Below are 21,013 nucleotides of genomic sequence, written 5' to 3' on the forward strand. Positions count from 1 at the left end.
GGTATAGGGCTTGGTCATGCGATTACTCCTTACTTGTCTTCGCCGCTGATCTCGTCGAGCTGGCGGACGACCTTCTTCCAGCCGCCGCTCATGCCCGTGTAGGCCGATTCGTTCCTGGGCAAGACGAAGCCCGCATGAACCAGACGGATCCGCGTGCCGTCCTCGACCGGGGTGAGGGACCACGTCACGACGGTGTCGAGCGGCGCGCCGTAGCCAATGTTGCGCTCATCGCCGCCCTTCCAGGCGTAGACGAGGCGGCGGTTCGGCATGACTTCCAGGACCCGGCAATGGATGACACCATCCCATGCGCCGCCCGGCGTGGTCTGGTAGGTGAAAGAGTTGCCTTCGACGGCCTCGAAACCGGTCGGCGGCATCAGCCAGCGCGCGATCAGCTGGGCGCTGGTCAGCGCCTTCCAGATCGTCTCCGGCGCATGAGGGAGCACCTCGTCGATGACGATGTCTTTTGTCTCGGCTTTCAATCCAACAGCACTCACGGGTCGATCTCCTTCAAGAGGTCACGCAGGTTCTGGAAGCGCTCGCGCCAGAACACGCCGTAATGGTCCATCCAGGAGACCAGCGGTTCGAGGCCTTGCGGCGCGGCACGGTAATAGACGTTGCGGCCCTCGGCACGCTCGGCGACGAGGCCGGCCTGCTTGAGGGACTTCAAATGTTGCGAGATCGCGCCTTGCGTCACGCCACTTCCCCGCGTGATTTCAGCGACGCTGATCTCCGTGCTCTCGAACACGCGTTCGAAGACGGCGCGTCGCGTCGGGTCCGCGAGGGCGCGCATGACGGTGGTAACGGGATTTGGGGCGGCTTCGATCATAGGATTAGATTAGCCGTCGCTAATGAATTAGTCAATACTAATTTGTGGACCAGATTGGTTCCGTAGCGCTGTCTTGACTATGACTGACTGGTCAGTCATATCCGATCAATGACCAGGAAACCCGCCAAAGCCGCCACGCCGCCCGCAGCTCGCTCCAACGCGAAGGCCAATTCACGCGCTGGGGAGGATGCGGTGTCCGCGCCGAGCCGTGCCACGCGCGCGGCGGAGCGGCGCGCGGCGATCGTGGATGCCGCGATGGAGGAATTCATCGCGCGGGGCTTTGCCGCGACGCGGCTCGACGACATCGCGAAGCGTGCGGGTGTCGCCAAGGGCACCATCTACCTGCACTTCAAGGACAAGGAATCGATGTTCGAGGAGCTGGTCCGGACGGTGATCGTGCCTGTCGTGACCCGGTTGACGGCATTGCCGCCACCGGCGGGCTCGGTGCGCGATCTGGTCGAGGCGTTTGCGAGCAACTTCCTGAAGGAGGTCATCGGCACCAGGCGCGGCGATCTCGTGCGCCTGATCGTGGCCGAGGGGCCGCGGTTTCCCTCCGTGGCCGACTTCTACTACCGCGAGGTCGTCTCGCGCGGCATCTCCGCCATGCGCGCCCTGATCGAGCTCGGCATCGCCCGCGGCGAGATCCGCCAGAAGAACCTGGCGCATTACCCGCAGATCCTGGTCGCACCCGCGATGATCGCGGTGATCTGGCAGAGCCTGTTTGCGCGGCACGCGCCGCTCGACGCGCAGGACATGCTGCGCGTTCATCTCGATTTGATTTTTGGCGAACGGAGCACGACATGAGGTCGTCGCAAGCAATTTCTGTACTCGCATTGATCGCGGTCCTCGCGACCGGGCTTGCCGGCTGCAAAGACAAGCGTGATCCCGGCTTCCAGGGCTGGGTCGAGGCTGACATGATCTTCGTTAGCCCAGACGAGGCGGGTCGCGTGACGAAGCTCAACGTCCGCGAGGGCGATCAGGTCAAGGTCGGCGATCACCTCTATTCCGTCGACGACGATCTCCAGCTTGCCGATCTCAACCAGAACAAGGCGACGCTGGCGAATGCGCAGCAAACCTACGATCGCGCGGCTTCGCTGAGCAAGACCGGCTCGGGCACGCAGGCCAATCTCGACTCGGCCGTCTCCGCCTTGCGCGTCGCCGAGGCGCGGGTGGCGACCTCGGAGACGCGGATGGCGCGGCGCAAGGGCTTTGCGCCGGTCGCCGGCACCATCCAGCAGATCTATTTTCGCGAGGGCGAGATGGTGGCGGCCCAGCGGCCCGTGCTCTCGATCATGCCGCCCGGCAACATGAAGCTGCGCTTCTTCGTGCCGGAGACCGAGCTGCCGAAGCTTGCGATCGGCGATACGGTGCGGATCGCGTGCGACAATTGCGCCGCCGATCTCACCGCAAAGATCTATTTCATCGCAACCTCGGCCGAATACACGCCGCCTGTCATTTACAGCCTCGAGGAGCGCAACAAGCTCGTCTATCTGATCCAGGCGCGGCCTTCGCGTCCCGACGCCTTGCGCGTCGGACAGCCGATCGACGTCTATCTCAATCCAAAAACTCCGGTGGCGGACAAACGATGAGCGGCAATGGCATCGCGATCGACGTCAAGGGCCTGACCAAGTCGTTCGGCGGCCGGGAGGTCGTGCACGATCTGTCGATGCAGGTGAAACGCGGCTCGATCTACGGCTTCCTCGGGCCGAACGGCTCCGGCAAGACGACGACCATCCGCATCCTCTGCGGCCTGCTCACACCCGACAGCGGCGAGGGCACCTGCCTCGGCTACGACATCCTGAAGGACGCCGAAAAGATCAAGCGCCAGGTCGGCTACATGACCCAGCGGTTCAGCCTGTATCAGGACCTGTCGGTGCGCGAGAATCTCGAATTCGTCGCGCGGCTCTATGGCCTTGCCGACGCCCGCGGCGCCGCGCGCGACATGATCAAGCGGATCGGGCTCTCGGGGCGCGAGGAACAGCTCGCGGGCGAACTCTCCGGCGGCTGGAAGCAGCGGTTGGCGCTAGGTGCCTGCACATTGCCCAGTCCGAAACTGCTGCTGCTCGACGAGCCGACCGCCGGCGTCGATCCCAAAGCGCGGCGCGATTTCTGGAACGAGATTCATGCACTCGCGGCCGACGGTCTCACCGTGCTGGTCTCGACCCACTACATGGACGAGGCCGAGCGCTGTCACGAGATTGCTTATATCGCCTATGGCCATCTGCTCGTGCATGGCACCGTGGACGAGGTGATCGCGAAATCCGCGTTGACGACCTACACCGTGACGGGCGAGGACCTGAACGAGCTCACGGCTGCGCTCACCGGCAAGCCGGGAATCGACATGGTGGCGCCGTTCGGCACGTCGCTGCACGTCTCCGGCCGCGACGTCGCCGCGCTCGAGGCCAGCATCGCGCCGTGCGGACTGCATTGGCACAAATCATCGCCGTCACTGGAAGACGTGTTTATCGAATTGATGAGCCGTTCCAAGGACAATTTCCAATGAGCGCGGTCGATCATCCTGAACCCCAGCACGCGATCCGGGAGCGCTTCGGCTTCTGGAGGCGCTCCTATGCGATGCTGATCAAGGAGTTCATCCAGCTCAAGCGCGACCGCGTGTCATTTGCGATGATCGTGATGCTGCCTGTGATGCAGCTGCTCTTGTTCGGCTATGCCATCAACACCACGCCGCACAATCTGCCGAGCGCGGTGCTGCTTCAGGAGGATTCCGATCTCGCACGCTCGATCCTGAAGGCGCTGGAGAACACCGCCTATTTCCGCTTTCTCTACGAAGTCCACGACGTCGAAGATTTCGACAATCTCCTGAAATCCGGCAAGGTTCTGTTCGGCGTCGAGATCCCGCGCGGCTTCGAGCGGGCAGTGCGGCGCGGCGATAAGCCGGCGCTGCTGGTCGCGGCTGACGCCACCGATCCAGTGGCGGCGAGCGCGGCGATCGGCTCGCTCGGCATGGTCGTGCAGACCGCACTCAAGCACGATCTCTACATCGGAGATCCCCCGGAGATGCCGTTCGAGATCCGCGCGCACGCCCGCTACAACCCCGCCGCCGCGTCGAGCCTCAACATCGTGCCGGGCCTCGTCGGCACCATCCTGACCATGACCATGCTGATCTTCACCGCGCTCTCGGTCACGCGCGAGGTCGAGCGCGGCACGATGGAGAGCCTGCTGTCGATGCCGATCAAGCCGGTCGAGGTGATGTTCGGCAAGATCATTCCCTACGTGCTGGTCGGGTTCGTGCAGGCGTTCCTCATCATTGGCATCGGGGTCGGCCTGTTTGGCGTGCCGGTGCTCGGAAATCTGTTCCTGCTGGCGCTGCTCTCGACGCTCTTCATCACGACCAATCTGGCGATCGGGTACACGATCTCGACGCTGGTGCAAAACCAGCTCCAGGCGATGCAGATGTCGATGATGTTCTTCCTGCCGAGCATCTTGCTGTCCGGATTCATGTTCCCGTTCGCCGGGATGCCGGCCTGGGCGCAATATGTCGGTGAGTGCCTGCCGCTGACGCATTATTTGCGCATCGTCCGCGCCATCATGCTGAAGGGTGCGAGCATGCAAAATTTGCGTTTCGACGCGTTGGCGCTGGCGGTCCTGATGCTGCTCGCCATGACCATCGCCGTGACGCGCTTCCGCCGCACGCTGGATTGAGGCAAGATGCCCCTGGAATCAAGGGGGCGGAATGGTCAGTTTTGCGAGCAGGAAGGCCCGGCAGCATGCCGTGATGTCCGAAGACTTCGAGCGCGAGCTGACGCGCGAGGTGCTGCGCACCGAGCTCGTGCGAGTGAGGGCGCTGATCACGACGGGCTGCGTCATCGTCGTGTTCCTCACCGCGATCTACCTCGTCAATTCGTCCGTGGTGCAGCGGGTCTGGCGGGGCACGGAGGGGCTTGCCGAGGTCTATGGTCTCCTGACCGGCTTCATCCTGTTCGAGGTCTGGGTCCACAGCCAGATCAGGCGAAACCTCAAGCTCGACCGCGATCTGCCGGTGATCCGGCGCTATATCGGCGCGCTGATCGAGACCTCGCTGCCGACCGTCATCCTGATCCTGCAGATCCGCAGCATGGGCGCGAGCCAGGCGCTCGGCTTCGTCGTGCCGCTGATCTATTTCATTTTCGTCATCCTCTCGACCCTGCGGCTTGACTTCTGGCTGTCCACCTTCACCGGCTTCGTCGCTGCGGGTGAGTTGCTCGCTGTGGCGCTGATCTTCGATCCCGCCAGCGGGAGCGGCGAGCCGCAGATCTATTTCCACGCGGTGCGAAGCACCATCATCCTGATCTGCGGCGTGCTTGCAGGCGCGGTCGGTGCGCAGCTCCGCCGCCAGTTCGCCGCAAGCATTGCCGCAGCGACCGCGCGCGACCGGGTGACCAACCTGTTCGGTCAGCACGTTTCGCCGCAGGTGGTGGAGCGGCTGATGGCGGCGGGGACGAGCGCCGCCGGCGACCTCCGCCGCGTCGCCGTGATGTTCGTCGATTTCCGCGGCTTCACCGCCGGCGCGCAGTCGCGCACCCCGCAGGAGGTGGTCGACCGGCTCGACGGCGCCTTCGCCGTCCTGGTCGACATTCTCGACCGCGAGGGGGGCATCGTGAACAAGTTTTTGGGCGACGGCTTTCTGGCCCTGTTCGGCGCGCCGCTGGAGACCTCCGACGCCGCGCACCGCGCGGTCGCCGCGGGCCGCGAGATGCTGACCGCGATGGCGCGCATCAACGCGCAGACGAGCTGGCCGCTCAGAATCGGAATCGGCATCCATTTCGGCGAGGTCGTCGCCGGCAATATCGGCTCGCCCCGGCGCAAGGAATACACGGTGATCGGAGACACCGTGAACTTCGCCTCCCGGCTGGAGGCGCTGAACAAGGAGTTCGGCTCGCAGCTCTTGATCTCGGCGGCGGTCCACGAGGCGCTGGGCGAGGACGGCGACGATGCGGTGTCGCTTGGGGAGGTCGAGGTGCGCGGCTATGAGCAGAAGGTGGCGGTGTTTCAACTGGGGTGAGGGCCGCCGCCTGCGCCTTCACTTGTGAGTCGCGTTTCGTTGAAGCGGCTCGCGTTTCGTTGAAGGCGCGTGATGAAATATCCTTGGTAGCTTTTGGGTCTTGCACGGTGGAAGCCGAAAATCTCAGCTTCCCTTTGTCACCCGGAGAAAGCCAATGACTCGATCGATCCTTGTTGCAGCCGCCCTGATCGCCGCCGCTGTCACCCAAAGCCAGGCCGCATCGGCGCGGGACAGCGTGCGCGCCGCGCCGCAACTCACGTGGCGACCGACTGCGTCAGGGCTCCGGCAGCAGGCGCGTATGCCTCTGCGCCTTACGCACAGCCGCCTTGCCTGCCCAACACGGCGTCCGCGTACTAACTCGCGGCAGAGACGAAGCCGGGCCGGTGAAGTCCGCCAGCCCGGCGTCGCGAACGCTGATGGCGGACTGCGCGGGATCTCGCGCTGGAGGCCGAGTAGATTCGGCGCCGTATCGCAACGGCGCGGCCGGCGAAGATTTTGCGAAGACGGCCTACCCGCTGCTGCGCAACGCGTACGGCCTCGATCGACTGCTCTGGGGCAGCGACTGGCCGCACACGCAGTTCGAGAAGGCGCAAAGCTACGCGAAGAACCGGCGATTTATCGATGGGCTGATCGTCGATCAGAGTGAACGCGCGCAAGTGCTCGCATCGCCACGTTCGCTCTGCCGCTTTTGATCCGTCTTCCGCGATTGCTCCGATTGCACTCTATTTTGGGGCATGACGGGCGATGTCGCCGGCTTGTAGAGTGCCGGCGATGCAGCCGACCGCGGCTGCGCTTGCGTGAAGAGGAAGCGAAGATGCAGCGCCGCTACATCACCGTCGACGTGTTCACCGACCGCGCCTTCGGCGGCAACCAACTCGCCGTGGTGCTGGATGCCGGCGGGCTCTCCACGCAGCAGATGCAGGCGATCGCGACCGAGTTCAACTATTCGGAGACGACCTTCGTACTGCCGCCGCGCGATAAGGCCAACGACGCCGAAGTGCGCATCTTCACGCCGGTGTTGGAGATCGCCTTTGCCGGTCATCCCAATGTCGGCACAGCCTTCGTGCTGGCGTCGCTGGCGAAGGAGCCGAAACCGCGCCTGCTGTTCGAGGAGAAGGCGGGGCTCGTGCCGGTCGAGATCGTGCGGGAGCAGGGCCGGGTGGTCAGAACGGAGCTGACCGCGCCGCAGCCGCTGGCGCGGTATGCGCCACTGTCACCTGCTGAAGCCGCGAGTTGCATCTCGCTCGGCGCGGATGACATCAAGACCGACAACCACGCAGCGCACGTCGTCACCGTCGGAAACGCGTTTCTCGTGATGGAGCTGCATTCGCGCGAGGCGCTGAAGCGGGCCCGGCCGGATGCCGCGGCCTATGGCAAGATATTGCCACGCGATGGCGCCCGCTCGGTGTGGTTTTATACCCGTGACGTGCCCGCAGCGGAGGCGCCATGTGAGCGCCAGGCGCGCATGTTCATGCGCGGCGCCAGCGGCCTCACCGAGGATCCCGCGACCGGCAGCGCAACCGTCGCAGCCGCCGCGCTGTTCGCCGATCTCGATCCCAGGCGCGACGGCGAGTTGAGGCTCACGGTCGGCCAGGGCTTTGACATGGGCCGGCCCAGCATCCTGCAGACGCGCGTGCGCAAGCAGGACGGCAAGATCGTCTCCGCCCATGTCGGCGGCAGCTGCGTGCGGATGATGGAAGGGACGTTGAGGCTTGATGGGGAGGGTTAGCTCTCTATTCCATCGTCATGCCCGGGCTTGTCCCGCCTGCGCGGCCGAAGCCGCTTCGGCGACGCGAAGGCCCGGGCATCCACGTTCTTCGTGCTGTGTGGCAAGGCGTGGATGGCCGGGACAGGCCCGGCCATGACGGAGAGAGTCGTTCAGGCCTGCCGTCCCGCCAAATTCTTCACCGTTACCCCATCGCGCTCCTCGATGATCTCCGCGATCATCTGGCGGTGGCAATGGGTGTGGTCGCGCTCGTAGCAAAGCAGGCAGACGGGACCGGCTTTCTTCACCAGCGCCGAGAGCTCGTCCATCTGCTCCCTGGCCTCCGGCGTCTTCAGGTGCTTTGAGAAAACCTTCTCCAGTACATCGTATTGCCCGCTGCGGGCGGCGAGGCGGCCTTCCTTGGGCGTGCCGAGCGCTGCCAGATGGACATAGGCGATGCCGCGTTCATCGAGGCCTGCGGCGAGCTGCCTCTTGGAAAAGCCGGGCCGGCGCGATGACGTCACCGCGCGCACGTCGACGACGAGCTTGACGCCGGATTGCTCCAGCTCGTCGAGCACTGCCTTCGGCGGCGTCTGCTCATAGCCGATGGTGAAGAGCTTTTTTGCCTTTGCCATGAGACACCTTTAGCGACACGTCAACTCACCCGCGCGATCAGCTCCATCGCGCCGGCCGGCGCGCGCACCTTGCCCTCGTGGATGACATAGGCGAACACGTCGCGCGGCTCCTTCTTCGGCTTAGCCTTGTCGACCTTCGGCAGGTCGTCGGGTTCGCTTCCCTCGGCCCAGTCCTGAAAGCGCTTGGCCCAGGCATCGAGCTGCTTCGGCGGATAGCAGGTCTTGATCTCGTCATTGCCCTTCTGCAGCCGGGCATAGACGAAATCGCCGGCGACGTCGGCGATCGCCGGATATTTGCCGTGCTCGGCGAACACGACGGGCGTCTCGAATTCGCGGATCAGCGCGACGAAATCCGACGTGCAGAAACTGTCGTGACGGACCTCGACGACGTGGCGCAGCGCGCGTCCCTCGAGCTTGCGCGGCAACAGCTCGAGGAATTTTCCGAAATCGGCGCCGTCGAATTTTTTGGTCGGCGCAAACTGCCACAGCACTGGCCCAAGATGATCGCCGAGTTCCAGCACGCCGGAATCATAGAAACGCTTGATGGAATCCCCGGCCTCGGCCAGCACGCGCCGGTTGGTGGCGAAGCGCGGCCCCTTCACCGAGAACACGAAACCATCAGGCACCTCGCTCGCCCATTTGCGAAAGCTCTCCGGTTTCTGCGAGCCGTAATAAGTCCCGTTGATCTCGATCGAGGTCAGCTTCGAGGCGGCGTAGGACAGCTCCTTGGCTTGCGTGAGCTTCTCCGGATAGAACACCCCGCGCCATGGCTCGAAGGTCCAGCCGCCGATGCCGATGAAGATGTTGCCGGATTTTTTGGACGCGGTTTTTGCTTTGGCCACGGGAGGATCTCGGATGCGGGAGGAGGGCCTCCATCCTAATCAAACCAGTTGTGATTGGCCAGTTGCGACGTCCCGTCTAAGCTCGCGATAGGATCTGCGAAAAAAGGAGAACAAGATGCGGATGCTGATGGTGGGAGCGGCGCTCGTCATGATGACATCTGCTGCCATGATATCTTCAGTTATGGCCGACGATGACGATGCCAAGGGTGCGCAGAAGCTCGCCACGCAGGGCCGCGACGATTATTGGCATTGCCTGGCGCGGGAATATTCGCGCGTCGGCAATCAGGGCCTGTCGGAACAGGATTTTGGCCGCTCCGTCGCCGGAGCCTGTCCGTCGGAGCGACAATACTACCGGGTGGCACTGCTCGATTATCTCACCGCGCAATATCCGGATATTGATGCCGGCGCCCATCTCGCGACCGCGAACAGGGCGGTGGAGGCGGCGCAGAAGGACATCGTGACGGCCTTCGTCAAGCACAAGCCGCCGCAGAAATAGCCCATTGAACCGGTGCGTCCGGCAAGCCCTTCCGGCAGCGCGCTCATCCATGGTATCACTGGGCGCATCTGGAACAGGGATGGGTTTCCATGTCGTCTGAGTCGGTGGGGGGCATTTTGGGCGCGATCGTCGCGGCGATTGTGCTTGCGGTCGCCGTCGTCTTTGGGCCGATCGGCCAGTACGGCAAGCCGCCCAAGCCTGCGAAGGCCGAGCCGGCCGGGGCTGCGGCGCCGGCGGCTCCTGCCGCGCCCGTGCCGCGAGGGCCGGTGATCAAGGAAGTCCCGAACCAATAAGGGCGTGAAAAAGGCCTCTTTCGCCCCTTGTAAAGCGGCGTTGCCGTTCCCATTTAGCTTCTAACGGCGACGTTGAGCGAAAAACTCCGGCGCTGGAACGACCTTGGAATAGCCCAGGCTGCGCCGGATGTACGCGCCGCCCGCCGTTCCGGGGTCGTTGGCATTTTGGGACCCCTTTTTGGGCCGCTCCCCAGAGAAACCCCGGCTTGCTGGCGCAAGTTCTTGGCAGCACAGGACGCGGCGGATATACGCTGCCGTCATGAATCAAGCGATCAGACCGGGCTCCGATAACCCACGGGCGGCTTCGCCGGCGCCCGAATTGTCGGTCGTCGTCCCGACCTTCAACGAACGCGACAGTGTCACGGTGCTGTACCGGCGGCTGGAGGCCGTGCTGGCCGGCATCGCCTGGGAGGTCGTGTTCGTCGACGATAATTCGCCTGATGGCACCTGGGACGTCGTGCGCGCGCTGGCCCAGCGCGATAGCCGCGTGCGCTGTGTCCGCCGTATCGGCCGCCGCGGCCTGTCGGGGGCCTGCATCGAGGGCATCCTGGCCTCCAGCGCGCCCTATGCGGCCGTGATCGACGCCGACCTCCAGCACGACGAGACGCAACTGCCGAAGATGCTGTCGCTGCTCGCGAGCGGGCAGGCCGAGCTCGTGGTCGGCAGCCGCTACATCGAGGGCTACAAGAGCGAAGGCTTCAACAAGCAGCGCGCCGGCGCCAGCGCGCTGGCAACGGAACTCGCCAGGAAAGCGCTGCGGGTCGAGATCGCCGATCCCATGAGCGGCTTCTTCATGGTTCGCCGCGACCGCTTCGAGCAGCTGGCGCCGAAACTTTCCGTGCACGGCTTCAAGATCCTGCTCGACCTCGTCGCCAGCGCCAACGGCACCTTGCGCGCCATCGAAATTCCCTACACGTTCGGCGAGCGGCAGCACGGCGAAAGCAAGCTCGATTCCATGGTCGCGCTGGATTTTCTCGGCCTGGTGCTGGCGAAGTTCACCAACGATGCTGTCTCGTTACGCTTCCTGCTGTTCGCGATGGTCGGCGGCATCGGCCTCGTGGTGCATCTCACCACCCTGTTCATATCGCTCGAGCTGTTCAAGGAGCCGTTCGCGGAAGCGCAGGCCTCCGGCGCCATCGTCGCAATGACCAGCAATTTCGTCCTCAACAACTTCCTCACCTACCGCGACCAGCGGCTGAAGGGCTTTGCACTGCTGCGCGGTCTGATCGCGTTCTACATCGTGTGCAGCGTCGGCCTGCTCGCCAATGTCGGCGTCGCCTTCTCGGTCTACGACCAGGAGCCGATCTGGTGGCTTGCGGGTGCGGCCGGGGCGCTGATGGGCGTGGTGTGGAACTACGCGATGTCCGGACTGTTCGTCTGGCGCAAGAAATAGCTCACCATGGGCGGGGCTGACGCGCGGATCGTCCGCAATACGGCGCTGGTGATCCTTGCGCTGGTCGGCTTGCGGCTCGTCGCAGCCGCGTTCACGCCGATCACCTTCGACGAAGCCTATTACTGGATGTGGTCGCAGAACCTCGCCGGGGGATATTACGACCACCCGCCGATGGTTGCCTACGTCATCCGCGCCGGGACCCTGATCGCGGGCGACACCGAGCTCGGCGTCCGCCTGGTCTCGATCCTGCTCGCGCTGCCGATGAGCTACGCGATCTATCGCTCCGCCGCGATCCTGATCGGCGGCGCGCGGGTGGCCGCGACCAGCGCCATCCTGCTCAATGTAACGCTGCTGGCCTCGGTCGGCACGCTGATTGTCACGCCCGATGCGCCGCTTCTGGTTGCCTCCAGCTTCGTGCTGTTCTTTCTCGCCAAGGTGCTGGAGAGCGGCCGCGGCATCTGGTGGCTCGCGGTCGGCGCAGCCGTCGGTGCGGCGCTCCTGTCCAAATACACCGCGATGTTCTTCGGGCTGGCGATCCTGATCTGGATCGCTGCCGTGCCGAAACTGCGGCACTGGTTTCTCTCGCCCTGGCCGTATCTGGGCGGTTTCGTTGCGCTCGCGTTGTTCTCGCCGGTGATCCTCTGGAATGCCGATCATCAATGGGTCTCGTTCGCAAAGCAGCTCGGGCGCGCCAGGATCGAGGATTTTCGTCCGGTCTTCATCGCCGAGCTGATTCCGACGCAGATCGCGTTCGCAACCCCGCTGGTGTTCATCCTCGGCGCGATGGGGCTGCACGCGCTGACCTGGCGCCGGGCCGGCGCACTCGCCTCGCGCGTGCTGATCGAGACGATGTTCTGGACCATCGTCGCCTATTTCGTCTGGCATTCGCTGCATGCCCGCGTCGAGGCCAACTGGTTCGCGCCGGTCTATCCGCCTTTCGTCATCGCGGCGGCCGCCGCCGCCAATCTGGTGCAGTGGAAGCCGCGGCAGCGTCGCCTGGTGGATTTCTGCCTGCGCTGGGCCGCACCCACCGGCATCGTGATGTTTGCCGCGCTGATCGTGCAGGCCAATACCGGCTGGCTGTCCGGCTATCGCCGCGATGCGACCGTGCGTAGCGTCGGCGTCGGCTGGCGCGAGCTTGCTGCCGAAATCGAAGCGGTGCGAGCTCGCAATGGCGCGACCTGCGTGCTTGCCCCGGACTACGGCACGACGGGCTGGCTCGCCTTCTATCTGCCGCGCGGCAGCTGCGTGGCGCAGCAAAACCAGCGCATCCGCTGGGCCAACATGCCCGAGCCGGATCCAAAGCTGCTTGCGGGCAAACTGATCTATGTCGACGAGCTGCGCTCTGACGGCCATCCCGCCGTCCACGATCTCTTTGCCAAGGTGACGCAGGTCGCGCAATTGCAGCGCAAGCGCGGCCCGCTCGTGATCGAGACTTACAGCATCGATCTGCTCGAAGGCGCCAAGGGCGACGTGCTGGACCGCTCGCCGCCGCCGGAAGCGCGGTAGCTCTCCTCGGAACGACGACGAAAGTTCAGTTGATCATCTCGGCCTTGGTCGAGGCCTGGTTCGGCCTGTCCTGGTCGCGCCAGAACCAGACGCTCACGACGCCGGAGCGGCCGCGGACCTGCGTGAGCAGGGGGCCCGACAGAACGCCGTGGGGAGCGCCCTGGAAATCGGCCGCATCCAGCAGCGTATCGCTGAGCGCGAGACGCGCGCCGTTTTTAGCAGCGACCTCCATCAACCGGCTCGCGACGTTGACGGTGTCGCCCGTCGCCGTGATGTGCTGATGGCTTTCGCCGAGGCGGGAGGCGACGATCGGGCCGGAATGCGCGCCGATCTTGAAGCCGAGCTGATCCCTGATCGCGGGCGGCAACGACGCGATCCAGCGTTCGACGCCGCGGTGCAGGTCGATCGCGCATTTCAGCGCGCGTGCGGCGTCGTCGGGCATCGCGCCGGGCAGGCCGAACAGGATCATGGCGCCGTCACCGAGAAAGCCGCTGATCATGCCGCCGCAATCGACCGCGGTCTTCTCGATCAGCGCGTGAAACGCCTTCAGAATGTCCTGGAGTTCACCCGGATCGATCCGCTCGCTCAGCGCCGTGAAGCCGGAGAGATCGATGAAGACCATTGCTGCGTCCTGCCGGACGGGTGTTGACAGGAAATTCGGATCCCGCGCCAGCCACTCCTGCACGGCCGGCGCCTGGAATTGCGCGAGCGACCGGCTCTTGGCGGCAAAATATTGCGTGCGGCGGCCTCCCGCCCACAATTGCACGCCGGCAAAGACCGCAACCGGCGGCACTGCCGCGGCGAGCGTGGTCGCGGCGTTCAACCAGACGCCATGCGTGAACGCAAACAGATTGAACCCGGCCCAGGCGATCATCACCGCGGCCGCGGCGACGATGCCGAGCGCGCTGCGCCGCCAGGCGAGCAGGCCCACCAGCAGCACCGGCAGCAGGATCGCGATGAGCGCGTCGGCGATGTGGACCTTGCGGTCGCGCACGATGCTGTCCCCGGCGACGAGATGGGTGATCGCGGTGGAGACCACTTCGACGCCGGGCATTAGAGAATCGAACGGTGTTGGGTAAAAATCACCGCCGCCGGCGACCGAGGCCCCGATCACGACGATCCGGTTCTCGATCGCCGCGCGACTTAACGTGCCGTCGAAGATGCTCTGTGCGCTGACGGTGCGGATGGTCCGGCGCGGGCCGTAATAGGTGATCGGTAGCGCGAAGTCGGCATCGGTGGGCACCGCGCGGTCGCCGAGCATCAGATGGTCCGGCGCGATCGTCAGCGACTTGTCGAGCGCGCGCGCCGCGACCCGCAACGGAAAGGACAGCTCGACCTTGTCGCTCGTCCGGAACAGCATCGGCACCGAGAGCGGCGAGCCCGATTGTCCGGTCGCAACATTGACGACGCCGACCTCGGCATGATCGGCGAACGCCGGCAAGGGCAGCAGGAAGCGCTCGGCCTGCGGCAGGGCGGCGAGGGGGCCTTGGCCGCTGGTCTCCACGGTCTCGCTGGCGGACGGGAAGATCGCTGCGGCGGCAAGGACGATGGGACCCGTAGCCAGCGTATTTGCCAGCGTAGCGTCGCCGATCGCAGCGCTGCGATCGACCAGCAGCAGGTCGATCGCGACGACCTTCGGCTTGAACTGCACGATGGTGTCGACGACGCGGGCGAGATCGGCGCGCGGCAGCGGATAGCTGCCGCCGCGCTTCACGACGGTGTCGTCGATCGCGACGATGGTGACGAGATCGGGCGGAACCCGCACGCCGCGGACCTGCGTCCGCCAATCCGTCAGCGTCGCCTCGAGGCGATCGAGAAACCGCAGATGACCGTTGGCGTGACCGGCATAGATGCCCGCGCCCCACAGTGCGGTGAGGACGAGTGCCACCAGGATCTGAACGCGTCGGCTACTCATGTGGTCGTGTTGCAATTTCTCTATCGTCCAAATGCTGTTCGCCGCGCCCAGGTGACCCGAACCATTGGCCAAGTCTTACTGACCAAGTCTTGCCATCAACGCGTCGACGCGCGGCTGGCCCCATGTCTTGACCGTCAACGGGCCTGTGGCTTCCACGTCGACGCCTTGGCCACGGTCTAATACCACGCTGCGCCCACCATTCCTGCGGCTCACGCCGACACGGCCGTCAGCCACGAAGACGGAGGTCTTGGCCTCTGCGACATCGACCGCCCATTTCGTGCCGCGCACCGCGGCGATCGCCTGCGGCGTCAGTACCTTGAAGGGATTGCCGCCGGGCTTCTTGGGCACCTCGACCAGCAGCGCTTTGCTGCTCAACTCCACCGAGTCTATATGTCCGTCGCGGTTAGCGTCCTTAAGTTCAAATCTGGCACCGCTTTCGGCAACGATCGTGATGCCGTTGTCGCAGCGCCAGGTCTGCGTACCGGCAGCAGATGGCGTCGCCGTGCAGCCCACATTGGCGGCAGGCTGGGCAATCGCGTGTCCGATCAACAGAAACGACCCCGCCAGAGCGAAAAACCCTGCGCGCACGAACTCTCTCATGCCAGCCTCCGTTTGCGTGCTCGGCACAGTTCAAGGCGATCTTGATACGGTACCGTATCACACGCAGAGGCTGCTGAAAAGTGCCGGTTGCCGTAGCTATTTTCGCGCTGCGGCCTTTTCCAGTGCGGTGCGATCAACTTTCGGTCAGGGCACCTGCTCGCGTGCGCGGTGTAGCTGCTGACAACCGCGCTGCGGCTGCGGAGCAGAGGGTGCTTGCGCACCAGCCTCGCGCAACGCTTTCCCGCTATCTTCCGGGTATTGAACACCACGAAAACGACTTGGTTGGATGGCCTTAGAGATGCGGCCGGAGACGGTCGCCGGCAACGCCAATCCCGCCGAGAATTATAGTTAACAGACGCCCTTAAGTCCGTAGTTCTGCGGGCTTTTTTCTCGAAATGGGACACCCGAACGGGTTGCCTCACATCCGCCCGAACTTAATCCGCATTTAACTAAAAGTGGCCTTAATGACGCTCCGACCCTCTGCGAGATGCTGTTCCCGGACCGTGACCAGCGGCGCTTCGAAGGGGGACCGAGTGACACCGTTCTGGACGCAAGGCGAATGAGTACGAGTATCGCTGCGCAAGGCATCGCGGCACGAAAGTCCAAAGGATTCTCGAGCAATTCCTATCGGAAGCCTTCCCGGAAAATGACCACCCAAAACGTGCTTGGCGCCGCCGTGATCGGCTGCGTCGTGCTTGGCGCCGGCTGGACCATCTACAGCAACATCTTTGCCGCCAGCGTCTATCCGACCGTCGGCAGCAGCGGCTACGACGAGCCCGTGATCAAGCGGGCGCCCAGGGTCGCGCTGCGCGAGGCCGGTGAGGCCGTCAAGGAGGCCTTTGCGCTCTTGCCCGACCGCTTGCAGGTGGCAGCGCCGATCTCGCGCGAGATGTTCAACGATCGCTTTGCCGCGGCTGCGACCCAAGGCGTGACATCGAATGCGGCCAGCGCCGCGCCCGCAACCAAGGTCGCCGAAGCCAAGGACGCGCCGAAGCCGAGCGTGATCGCGAGGGTCGCGGAAGTCCTGAAGCCAGGTCCCGCCAAGATCGCTGACGCTGCGAAGTCCAAGCGCGGCGCTGACGCGCCGCTGCAGCTTGCCTCGGCAGATCCGGCCGAGATCGTGCCGGCGCCTGAGGCGAAGCCAAAATCGATTGCCGATCGCGCCAAGGCTGCGGTGATGTCGATTACCGGACCGCGCCAGTCGATGGTGGAAAAGCTCTGGGGCAAGCGCGAGCCGTCCGGTGGGCTGCTCGCCTATGCCTCGGCCGACGCCAGCGTGACCGCCTCCATCGCGCCGAGGGAGCAGAACCCCATGCTCGGCGGTTCGGCGCCCTATGAGCGTGACACCGCGGTCTACGACATCTCCGCTAAAACGGTTTACTTGCCCGACGGCACCAAGCTCGAGGCGCATTCCGGCCTCGGTTCCAACCTCGACGACCCGCGCTCCTCGCGCGTCCGCATGCGCGGTGTGACGCCGCCGCATATCTACACGCTGAAACCGCGCGAGGCGCTGTTTCACGGCGTGCCTGCGCTGCGCCTGACCCCGATTGGCGGTGAGAGCGCGATCTACGGCCGCGACGGCCTGCTCGCGCATACCTTCATGCTCGGGCCCAACGGCGATTCCAACGGCTGCGTGTCGTTCAAGGATTATTACGCGTTCCTCGACGCCTACCGCAACAAGGGCATCCGCAAGCTCGCGGTGCTGGCGCGCGTGGACTAGGCTCAGTCAATTCGAGATCACGCAAAAGGGCCGCTTGCAGCGGCCCTTTTCTGTTTCGCTTCGCGCGTGCGTTTTAGCCCGGCCAGCACTGCCCGCCGCCGTCGATCCGCAGCACCTGACCGGAAACGAAGGCGCCCATGGGCCCTGCGAAGAATTCGACAACGCGCGCGACCTCGTCGACGGTTGCGATCCGGTCGAGCGTGCCGGTCTCGACCATTCTGTCGGGGTCGACTGCACGCGTTCCGAGGAAGCGGCCGGTGCGGGTATCTCCGGGCGCGATGCAGTTGACGGCGACGTCGTAGGGGCGGAGTTGGTCGGCCAGGCATCGCGTGTAATGGGCCACGCCGGCCTTCGAGACCGCATAGATCGAGCCTTGGGTACGTCCCTTGAAAGCGGCGACGGAGCCAAGCGTCACGATGCGGCCGCGTCGGCGCTCCATCATGCCGCGCGCGACCGCCTGGCATGTCAGGATGGTGGAGAGCAGATTGCGCTCCAGCACCGCGCGCACGTCGGCCTCCTTGATATTCACCGCATCGTTCGGATCGGGCTTGCCGCCGCCGGCCGCGATATCGCCCCCGGCATTGTGCACGAGAATGTCGATCGGGCCGAGTGCCGCTTCGGTCTCCGCGATGACGCGTGCGATGTCCTCGCCCTTGGTGAGATCGCCGAGCACGCGCTGGCTGCGAACGCCGAATTCGCGGCCGATCTCGACGGCGACCGCGGTGAGGGTGGTGCCCTCGCCATCGTCGGCCGGCCCGTTCTCGCGCATGCCGTGGATAGCGACGTCAGCGCCGAGCGCAGCAAGCTTCTCTGCAAAAGCGCGGCCGAGCCCGCGTCCCGCGCCGGTCACCAGTGCAACTTTGCCTGCCAGAAGCTTGTTGGTGTCATGCGATGTCATGATCTTGTTCCTGTTGTGAATGTCAGTCTGCGGCGAGGTCGAGGCCGATCGCCAACGCCTGCACGAGGCACATCGGTGCGACAAGCGTACGCAGCGCGGGCTCAGGCATGTCCTGGATCTCGAACACGACGCTCGCGCCCTCGACGATCGGGCTCAAAAGGCTGTCGGTGATGGAAATCGTGGGCACGCCCCGCGCGACGAGTTCGGGAAACAAGCGCGCCGTATCCGGATAGTAATTTCGGAAGCTGATCGCGACCAGCGCGTCGTCTGATGTCGCCGCGTGCGACTGCTCGTGGATGCTGCCGCCAAGGCCGTCGAGCAGGACGACGCGCCGTCCGAGCTTGCGCAGCACGTAGGCGAGGTGGATCGCAACCGGGAACGAGCCGCCCAGGCCGAGCAGATAGATGTCACGTGCCTTGGCAAGGATCGCGGTTGCGGCGTCGAGTTCGCGCGCATGGACGGATTGGCTGAGCGTGACCAGCGATGATTGCGCTTCGGACACGAAACGCGACAAGACCGCGGCCGGCTGGCGGCCGAGCACTGACTTCTCCTGGCTCTTCATGCGGGCGAGGCGCGCCTTGTAGCTTGGCGCGACGCCGGCGACGAGACGGGAGCGGAACACCTGCTGCATCTCGGTGAAGCCGCCGAACCCGAGCGCATGCGCGAAGCGAACGATCGCCGACGGCGGCACCCCTGAGCGCTGCGCCACCTCCGCCACGGTGCCGAGTGCGACATCAGTCGGGTGATCGAGCACGAACTCCGCGATCTGCTGTAACCGGCCGGACAGTGCCCGGTGCCGCTGCGCGATCGCGCCGCGCAGTTCGTCATAAGTCATGGCGCCAGCCGCCTTGTTCATCGAGTCGGATCTCCGGATCGGCCGCCTGTTTAACGGCATTTCACCATTTGGATCAAATATTCTACTTTACATAACATATGGAATGAATATTCTAATCCCACAAGAAGCAAAAGACTTCGGAAACGGGAGGACACGATGAGAGGGCGTCAGATCTCACGGCGAAGCGTTCTGAAGGGCGGCTTGATGGCGAGTGTCATCGGCGGCACCGGAAGCTTCTTTGGGCCGTGGCGGGAGAATCATGCCTGGGCGCAAGGCGCGAAACCGATCAAGCTGGGCCTGACCTGCGATGCCAGCGGTCAATACGGCAACAGCGGCCAGGATGATTTCCGCGGCATCAAGATGGCGATCGACGAGATCAACGCCAAAGGGGGCGTACTCGGGCGCCAGGTCACGTTCATCACGGCGGACACCGAGACGACGCCAGCTACGGGCAGCCGCGTCGCGGAACGTTTCATCACCCGCGAGGACTGCACCATCCTGATCGGCGCGCTGCATTCGGGCGTCGCCAACGCCATCACACAGGTCGCTAGCAAATATGGTGTGATCTACATGAACACCAATTCCTCCGCGCCCAGCGAAGCCGGGGAGAACTGCTCGCGCGTGAAATTCGTATGGGACGGCAACGGCACCAATTTTTCCAAGGCGTCGGTCAAGAACGCGGTGGACTCCATCGGCAAGAACTGGATGCTGCTGACCAACGACTATGTCTGGGGTCACACGACGTCTGCCGCGACCAGGACGCAGGTCGAGAGCGCCGGTGGCAAGATCCTCGACAATCTGCTGGTGCCGCAGAACACGCGCGACTTTACTGCCTATCTGCTGAAGATCCAGCAGGCCAAGCCCGATGTTGTGGCGACCGCAGTTGGCGGCGACGATATCAAGGCATTGCGCGAGCAGGTGGCGCAGCTCAAGCTCGACGGCAAGCCGGCCTGGATCAACAACCAGCAGGACTGGCCCGATGTGTGGGGCGCGCCCGACAGCCTGTTCGGCGTGTTCGGCACCACCTGGTATCACAAGCTGCCGCTGCCAGGTGTCGCCGAATTCGTCAAGAAGTGGCAGGCCGCCAACAAGGACGGCCCGATCCCGGTGCCGGGCAACGTCTCCTACAACGGCTACATGTCCACGCGCGAACTGCTGCGTGCAATCGAGCGGGCAGGGTCGACCAACAACGTCAAGATCATCAAGGAGCTCGAGAACCTGAAGGTCTCGGCGACCGATCGCATGCAGCATTTCGACGCCTACATGGATCCGATGACGCACCAGATGCAGCAGACGATCTATCTGGCGCGGCGCAACGCCAAGCCGGTCGACAATACCGATCTGTTCGAGATCATCAGCTGGACGGAGCCGAAATCGGCCGCCGATGATGCGGCACCCGGCAAGTGCAAGCTCACCCCCTACGAGCAGGTGCCGACCGTCGACTCCTAGAGACGGTGCGTCACATCGCAGAACGAGCGGCGCGCATCTCGCGCGCCGCGCCTCCGGGACCGTCAGCCTCCCGGATGACACATGCCAGTTGCGAGAGCCAAAAACCTTGTTCGACCTTCTTCCGCATCTCCTCAACGGCCTGACGCTCGGCCTGTTGTTCGCGCTGATCGCACTCGGCTTCATGCTCATCGTCGGGCTGATGGAGCAGATCAACCTCGCGCACGGCTCCCTGTTCGCGCTCGGGGCTTATGTCGCCATGCAGCTCACGGGGCCGCGCCCTCCATTGCCGATGGAACTTGCGAAAGCGTGGCTCGCGCTGCCGCTCGGCTGGCGCTATGCGGCGACGTTGATCATTGCTCCCGTGATCGTGAGTCTGGTCGGCATGCTGATCGAGCTCTGCATGCGGCGCACTTACGGCAAGGATCCGCTCTACGGGCTGCTCCTGACCTTCGGCGCCGCGATGGTGATCGAAGAGATGATCCGCCTGGTGTGGGGCACGCGCGACTACGTGCTGCAGGTGCCGTCCGCCATCAACGGCGGCTTCCTGTTCGGCGACCTGATCTGGTCGACCTATCGCTTCTACGCAGCGGGCATCGCGGCCGGGGTCATCGGCCTGGTCTGGCTGTTGATCGAAAAGACCTCGTTCGGTGCGACGGTCAAGGCCGGCGCGCATGACAGCGAGATCGTTCGCGCGCTCGGCATCAACCTGTCGCGGTTGCGGATGCTGGTCTTCGTGTTCGGCACGATGCTGGCCGCGATCGCGGGCATCATCGTCGCGCCGATCTGGGGCATTCGCCCGCATATGGGCGTCGATGCGGTCATTCCTGCGTTCCTGGTGATCGTGCTCGGGGGCGTCGGCAGCTTTTGGGGTGCGGTCGTGGCGGGTCTTTTGGTC

General features: G+C 64.5%; 22 protein-coding genes. 14 read left to right on the forward strand and 8 right to left on the reverse strand.

Going from position 1 to position 21,013, the window contains the following annotated elements:
• Positions 1-29: 29 nt before the first annotated feature.
• Both IVB32_RS15850 and IVB32_RS15855 read right to left on the reverse strand, forming a co-directional pair.
• Positions 30-494 (reverse strand): SRPBCC domain-containing protein, encoded by a 465-nt coding sequence (locus tag IVB32_RS15850; RefSeq protein ID WP_247297309.1) that lies wholly within the window; start codon positions 492-494, stop codon positions 30-32.
• The gene (locus IVB32_RS15855) at positions 491-826 is read right to left on the reverse strand and encodes a metalloregulator ArsR/SmtB family transcription factor (RefSeq protein WP_018455592.1); all 336 of its coding nucleotides are present in this window, start codon (positions 824-826) and stop codon (positions 491-493) included. Before IVB32_RS15855 ends, IVB32_RS15850 begins: the two co-directional genes overlap by 4 nt.
• Before the next feature lie 108 nt (positions 827-934).
• Here IVB32_RS15855 and IVB32_RS15860 point away from each other — a divergent pair, with 108 nt between their 5' ends.
• From IVB32_RS15860 to IVB32_RS15890, 7 genes are all read left to right on the forward strand, one after another.
• Complete coding sequence (locus IVB32_RS15860; protein ID WP_018455593.1) at positions 935-1,630, forward strand: TetR/AcrR family transcriptional regulator; 696 nt, start codon at positions 935-937, stop codon at positions 1,628-1,630.
• Positions 1,627-2,415 carry an efflux RND transporter periplasmic adaptor subunit gene (locus IVB32_RS15865; RefSeq protein WP_026232982.1) on the forward strand — a complete coding sequence of 263 codons (789 nt, stop codon included), beginning with the start codon at positions 1,627-1,629 and terminating at the stop codon, positions 2,413-2,415. The genes IVB32_RS15860 and IVB32_RS15865 overlap by 4 nt, the downstream gene beginning before the upstream one ends.
• Positions 2,412-3,329 carry an ABC transporter ATP-binding protein gene (locus tag IVB32_RS15870; protein ID WP_247368124.1) on the forward strand — a complete coding sequence of 306 codons (918 nt, stop codon included), beginning with the start codon at positions 2,412-2,414 and terminating at the stop codon, positions 3,327-3,329. Before IVB32_RS15865 ends, IVB32_RS15870 begins: the two co-directional genes overlap by 4 nt.
• Positions 3,326-4,489 (forward strand): ABC transporter permease, encoded by a 1,164-nt coding sequence (locus IVB32_RS15875; protein ID WP_018455596.1) that lies wholly within the window; start codon positions 3,326-3,328, stop codon positions 4,487-4,489. Before IVB32_RS15870 ends, IVB32_RS15875 begins: the two co-directional genes overlap by 4 nt.
• Positions 4,490-4,520: 31 nt before the next feature.
• Positions 4,521-5,828 carry an adenylate/guanylate cyclase domain-containing protein gene (locus tag IVB32_RS15880; protein ID WP_018455597.1) on the forward strand — a complete coding sequence of 436 codons (1,308 nt, stop codon included), beginning with the start codon at positions 4,521-4,523 and terminating at the stop codon, positions 5,826-5,828.
• A 383-nt stretch (positions 5,829-6,211) separates the two neighbouring features.
• Entirely contained in the window at positions 6,212-6,520 is a 309-nt protein-coding gene (locus tag IVB32_RS15885) for an amidohydrolase family protein (RefSeq protein WP_240550529.1), read from the forward strand.
• Positions 6,521-6,642: 122 nt separating this feature from the next.
• The gene (locus tag IVB32_RS15890) at positions 6,643-7,557 is read left to right on the forward strand and encodes a PhzF family phenazine biosynthesis protein (RefSeq protein WP_026232983.1); all 915 of its coding nucleotides are present in this window, start codon (positions 6,643-6,645) and stop codon (positions 7,555-7,557) included.
• Positions 7,558-7,706: 149 nt separating this feature from the next.
• Here the strand turns inward: IVB32_RS15890 and IVB32_RS15895 are convergent, their stop codons facing one another.
• Positions 7,707-8,168 (reverse strand): DUF488 domain-containing protein, encoded by a 462-nt coding sequence (locus tag IVB32_RS15895; RefSeq protein WP_018455600.1) that lies wholly within the window; start codon positions 8,166-8,168, stop codon positions 7,707-7,709.
• 20 nt (positions 8,169-8,188) lie between these two features.
• The gene (locus tag IVB32_RS15900; protein ID WP_085385045.1) at positions 8,189-9,010 is read right to left on the reverse strand and encodes a DUF72 domain-containing protein; all 822 of its coding nucleotides are present in this window, start codon (positions 9,008-9,010) and stop codon (positions 8,189-8,191) included.
• A gap of 115 nt (positions 9,011-9,125) precedes the next feature.
• Between IVB32_RS15900 and IVB32_RS15905 the strand changes: the two genes are divergently transcribed.
• From IVB32_RS15905 to IVB32_RS15920, 4 genes are all read left to right on the forward strand, one after another.
• Complete coding sequence (locus IVB32_RS15905; protein ID WP_026232984.1) at positions 9,126-9,506, forward strand: hypothetical protein; 381 nt, start codon at positions 9,126-9,128, stop codon at positions 9,504-9,506.
• A gap of 89 nt (positions 9,507-9,595) precedes the next feature.
• Complete coding sequence (locus IVB32_RS15910) at positions 9,596-9,799, forward strand: hypothetical protein (protein WP_026232985.1); 204 nt, start codon at positions 9,596-9,598, stop codon at positions 9,797-9,799.
• A 259-nt stretch (positions 9,800-10,058) separates the two neighbouring features.
• On the forward strand, positions 10,059-11,192 hold the full coding sequence (locus tag IVB32_RS15915) for a glycosyltransferase family 2 protein (protein ID WP_247368122.1): 1,134 nt from the start codon (positions 10,059-10,061) through the stop codon (positions 11,190-11,192).
• Between the two features lie 6 nt (positions 11,193-11,198).
• On the forward strand, positions 11,199-12,701 hold the full coding sequence (locus IVB32_RS15920; RefSeq protein ID WP_085351077.1) for a glycosyltransferase family 39 protein: 1,503 nt from the start codon (positions 11,199-11,201) through the stop codon (positions 12,699-12,701).
• Between the two features lie 25 nt (positions 12,702-12,726).
• Here IVB32_RS15920 and IVB32_RS15925 read toward each other — a convergent pair whose 3' ends face one another.
• On the reverse strand, positions 12,727-14,616 hold the full coding sequence (locus IVB32_RS15925) for an adenylate/guanylate cyclase domain-containing protein (RefSeq protein ID WP_247368120.1): 1,890 nt from the start codon (positions 14,614-14,616) through the stop codon (positions 12,727-12,729).
• A 75-nt stretch (positions 14,617-14,691) separates the two neighbouring features.
• The gene (locus IVB32_RS15930; RefSeq protein WP_026232987.1) at positions 14,692-15,216 is read right to left on the reverse strand and encodes a FecR domain-containing protein; all 525 of its coding nucleotides are present in this window, start codon (positions 15,214-15,216) and stop codon (positions 14,692-14,694) included.
• A gap of 646 nt (positions 15,217-15,862) precedes the next feature.
• On the opposite strand from IVB32_RS15930, the gene IVB32_RS15935 reads away from it, so the two are divergent.
• Entirely contained in the window at positions 15,863-16,936 is a 1,074-nt protein-coding gene (locus tag IVB32_RS15935) for a DUF2778 domain-containing protein (RefSeq protein WP_247368119.1), read from the forward strand.
• Between the two features lie 73 nt (positions 16,937-17,009).
• Here IVB32_RS15935 and IVB32_RS15940 read toward each other — a convergent pair whose 3' ends face one another.
• Both IVB32_RS15940 and IVB32_RS15945 read right to left on the reverse strand, forming a co-directional pair.
• Entirely contained in the window at positions 17,010-17,834 is an 825-nt protein-coding gene (locus IVB32_RS15940; RefSeq protein ID WP_247410715.1) for an SDR family NAD(P)-dependent oxidoreductase, read from the reverse strand.
• A gap of 22 nt (positions 17,835-17,856) precedes the next feature.
• Positions 17,857-18,690, reverse strand: coding sequence for a MurR/RpiR family transcriptional regulator (locus tag IVB32_RS15945; protein ID WP_018455610.1), 834 nt, complete (start codon positions 18,688-18,690; stop codon positions 17,857-17,859).
• Positions 18,691-18,825: 135 nt separating this feature from the next.
• Between IVB32_RS15945 and IVB32_RS15950 the strand changes: the two genes are divergently transcribed.
• The gene (locus IVB32_RS15950) at positions 18,826-20,118 is read left to right on the forward strand and encodes an ABC transporter substrate-binding protein (protein WP_240544041.1); all 1,293 of its coding nucleotides are present in this window, start codon (positions 18,826-18,828) and stop codon (positions 20,116-20,118) included.
• Between the two features lie 106 nt (positions 20,119-20,224).
• Positions 20,225-21,013: branched-chain amino acid ABC transporter permease (locus tag IVB32_RS15955; RefSeq protein WP_247410717.1), on the forward strand; the 789-nt coding region annotated here is incomplete at its 3' end.

The sequence above is a fragment of the Bradyrhizobium sp. 23 genome, assembly GCF_023073295.1.
Taxonomy (GTDB): domain Bacteria; phylum Pseudomonadota; class Alphaproteobacteria; order Rhizobiales; family Xanthobacteraceae; genus Bradyrhizobium; species Bradyrhizobium canariense_D.

Bases quoted from the DNA above. Each gene is read 5' to 3' on its own strand.
- IVB32_RS15855 (WP_018455592.1), bottom strand. From the start codon at position 826: ATGATCGAAGCCGCCCCAAATCCCGTTACCACCGTCATGCGCGCCCTC.
- IVB32_RS15860 (WP_018455593.1), top strand. From the start codon at position 935: ATGACCAGGAAACCCGCCAAAGCCGCCACGCCGCCCGCAGCTCGCTCC.
- IVB32_RS15865 (WP_026232982.1), top strand. From the start codon at position 1,627: ATGAGGTCGTCGCAAGCAATTTCTGTACTCGCATTGATCGCGGTCCTC.
- IVB32_RS15870 (WP_247368124.1), top strand. From the start codon at position 2,412: ATGAGCGGCAATGGCATCGCGATCGACGTCAAGGGCCTGACCAAGTCG.
- IVB32_RS15875 (WP_018455596.1), top strand. From the start codon at position 3,326: ATGAGCGCGGTCGATCATCCTGAACCCCAGCACGCGATCCGGGAGCGC.
- IVB32_RS15880 (WP_018455597.1), top strand. From the start codon at position 4,521: ATGGTCAGTTTTGCGAGCAGGAAGGCCCGGCAGCATGCCGTGATGTCC.
- IVB32_RS15890 (WP_026232983.1), top strand. From the start codon at position 6,643: ATGCAGCGCCGCTACATCACCGTCGACGTGTTCACCGACCGCGCCTTC.
- IVB32_RS15895 (WP_018455600.1), bottom strand. From the start codon at position 8,168: ATGGCAAAGGCAAAAAAGCTCTTCACCATCGGCTATGAGCAGACGCCG.
- IVB32_RS15905 (WP_026232984.1), top strand. From the start codon at position 9,126: ATGCGGATGCTGATGGTGGGAGCGGCGCTCGTCATGATGACATCTGCT.
- IVB32_RS15910 (WP_026232985.1), top strand. From the start codon at position 9,596: ATGTCGTCTGAGTCGGTGGGGGGCATTTTGGGCGCGATCGTCGCGGCG.
- IVB32_RS15915 (WP_247368122.1), top strand. From the start codon at position 10,059: ATGAATCAAGCGATCAGACCGGGCTCCGATAACCCACGGGCGGCTTCG.
- IVB32_RS15920 (WP_085351077.1), top strand. From the start codon at position 11,199: ATGGGCGGGGCTGACGCGCGGATCGTCCGCAATACGGCGCTGGTGATC.
- IVB32_RS15925 (WP_247368120.1), bottom strand. From the start codon at position 14,616: ATGAGTAGCCGACGCGTTCAGATCCTGGTGGCACTCGTCCTCACCGCA.
- IVB32_RS15930 (WP_026232987.1), bottom strand. From the start codon at position 15,216: ATGAGAGAGTTCGTGCGCGCAGGGTTTTTCGCTCTGGCGGGGTCGTTT.
- IVB32_RS15935 (WP_247368119.1), top strand. From the start codon at position 15,863: ATGACCACCCAAAACGTGCTTGGCGCCGCCGTGATCGGCTGCGTCGTG.
- IVB32_RS15940 (WP_247410715.1), bottom strand. From the start codon at position 17,834: ATGACATCGCATGACACCAACAAGCTTCTGGCAGGCAAAGTTGCACTG.
- IVB32_RS15945 (WP_018455610.1), bottom strand. From the start codon at position 18,690: ATGAACAAGGCGGCTGGCGCCATGACTTATGACGAACTGCGCGGCGCG.
- IVB32_RS15950 (WP_240544041.1), top strand. From the start codon at position 18,826: ATGAGAGGGCGTCAGATCTCACGGCGAAGCGTTCTGAAGGGCGGCTTG.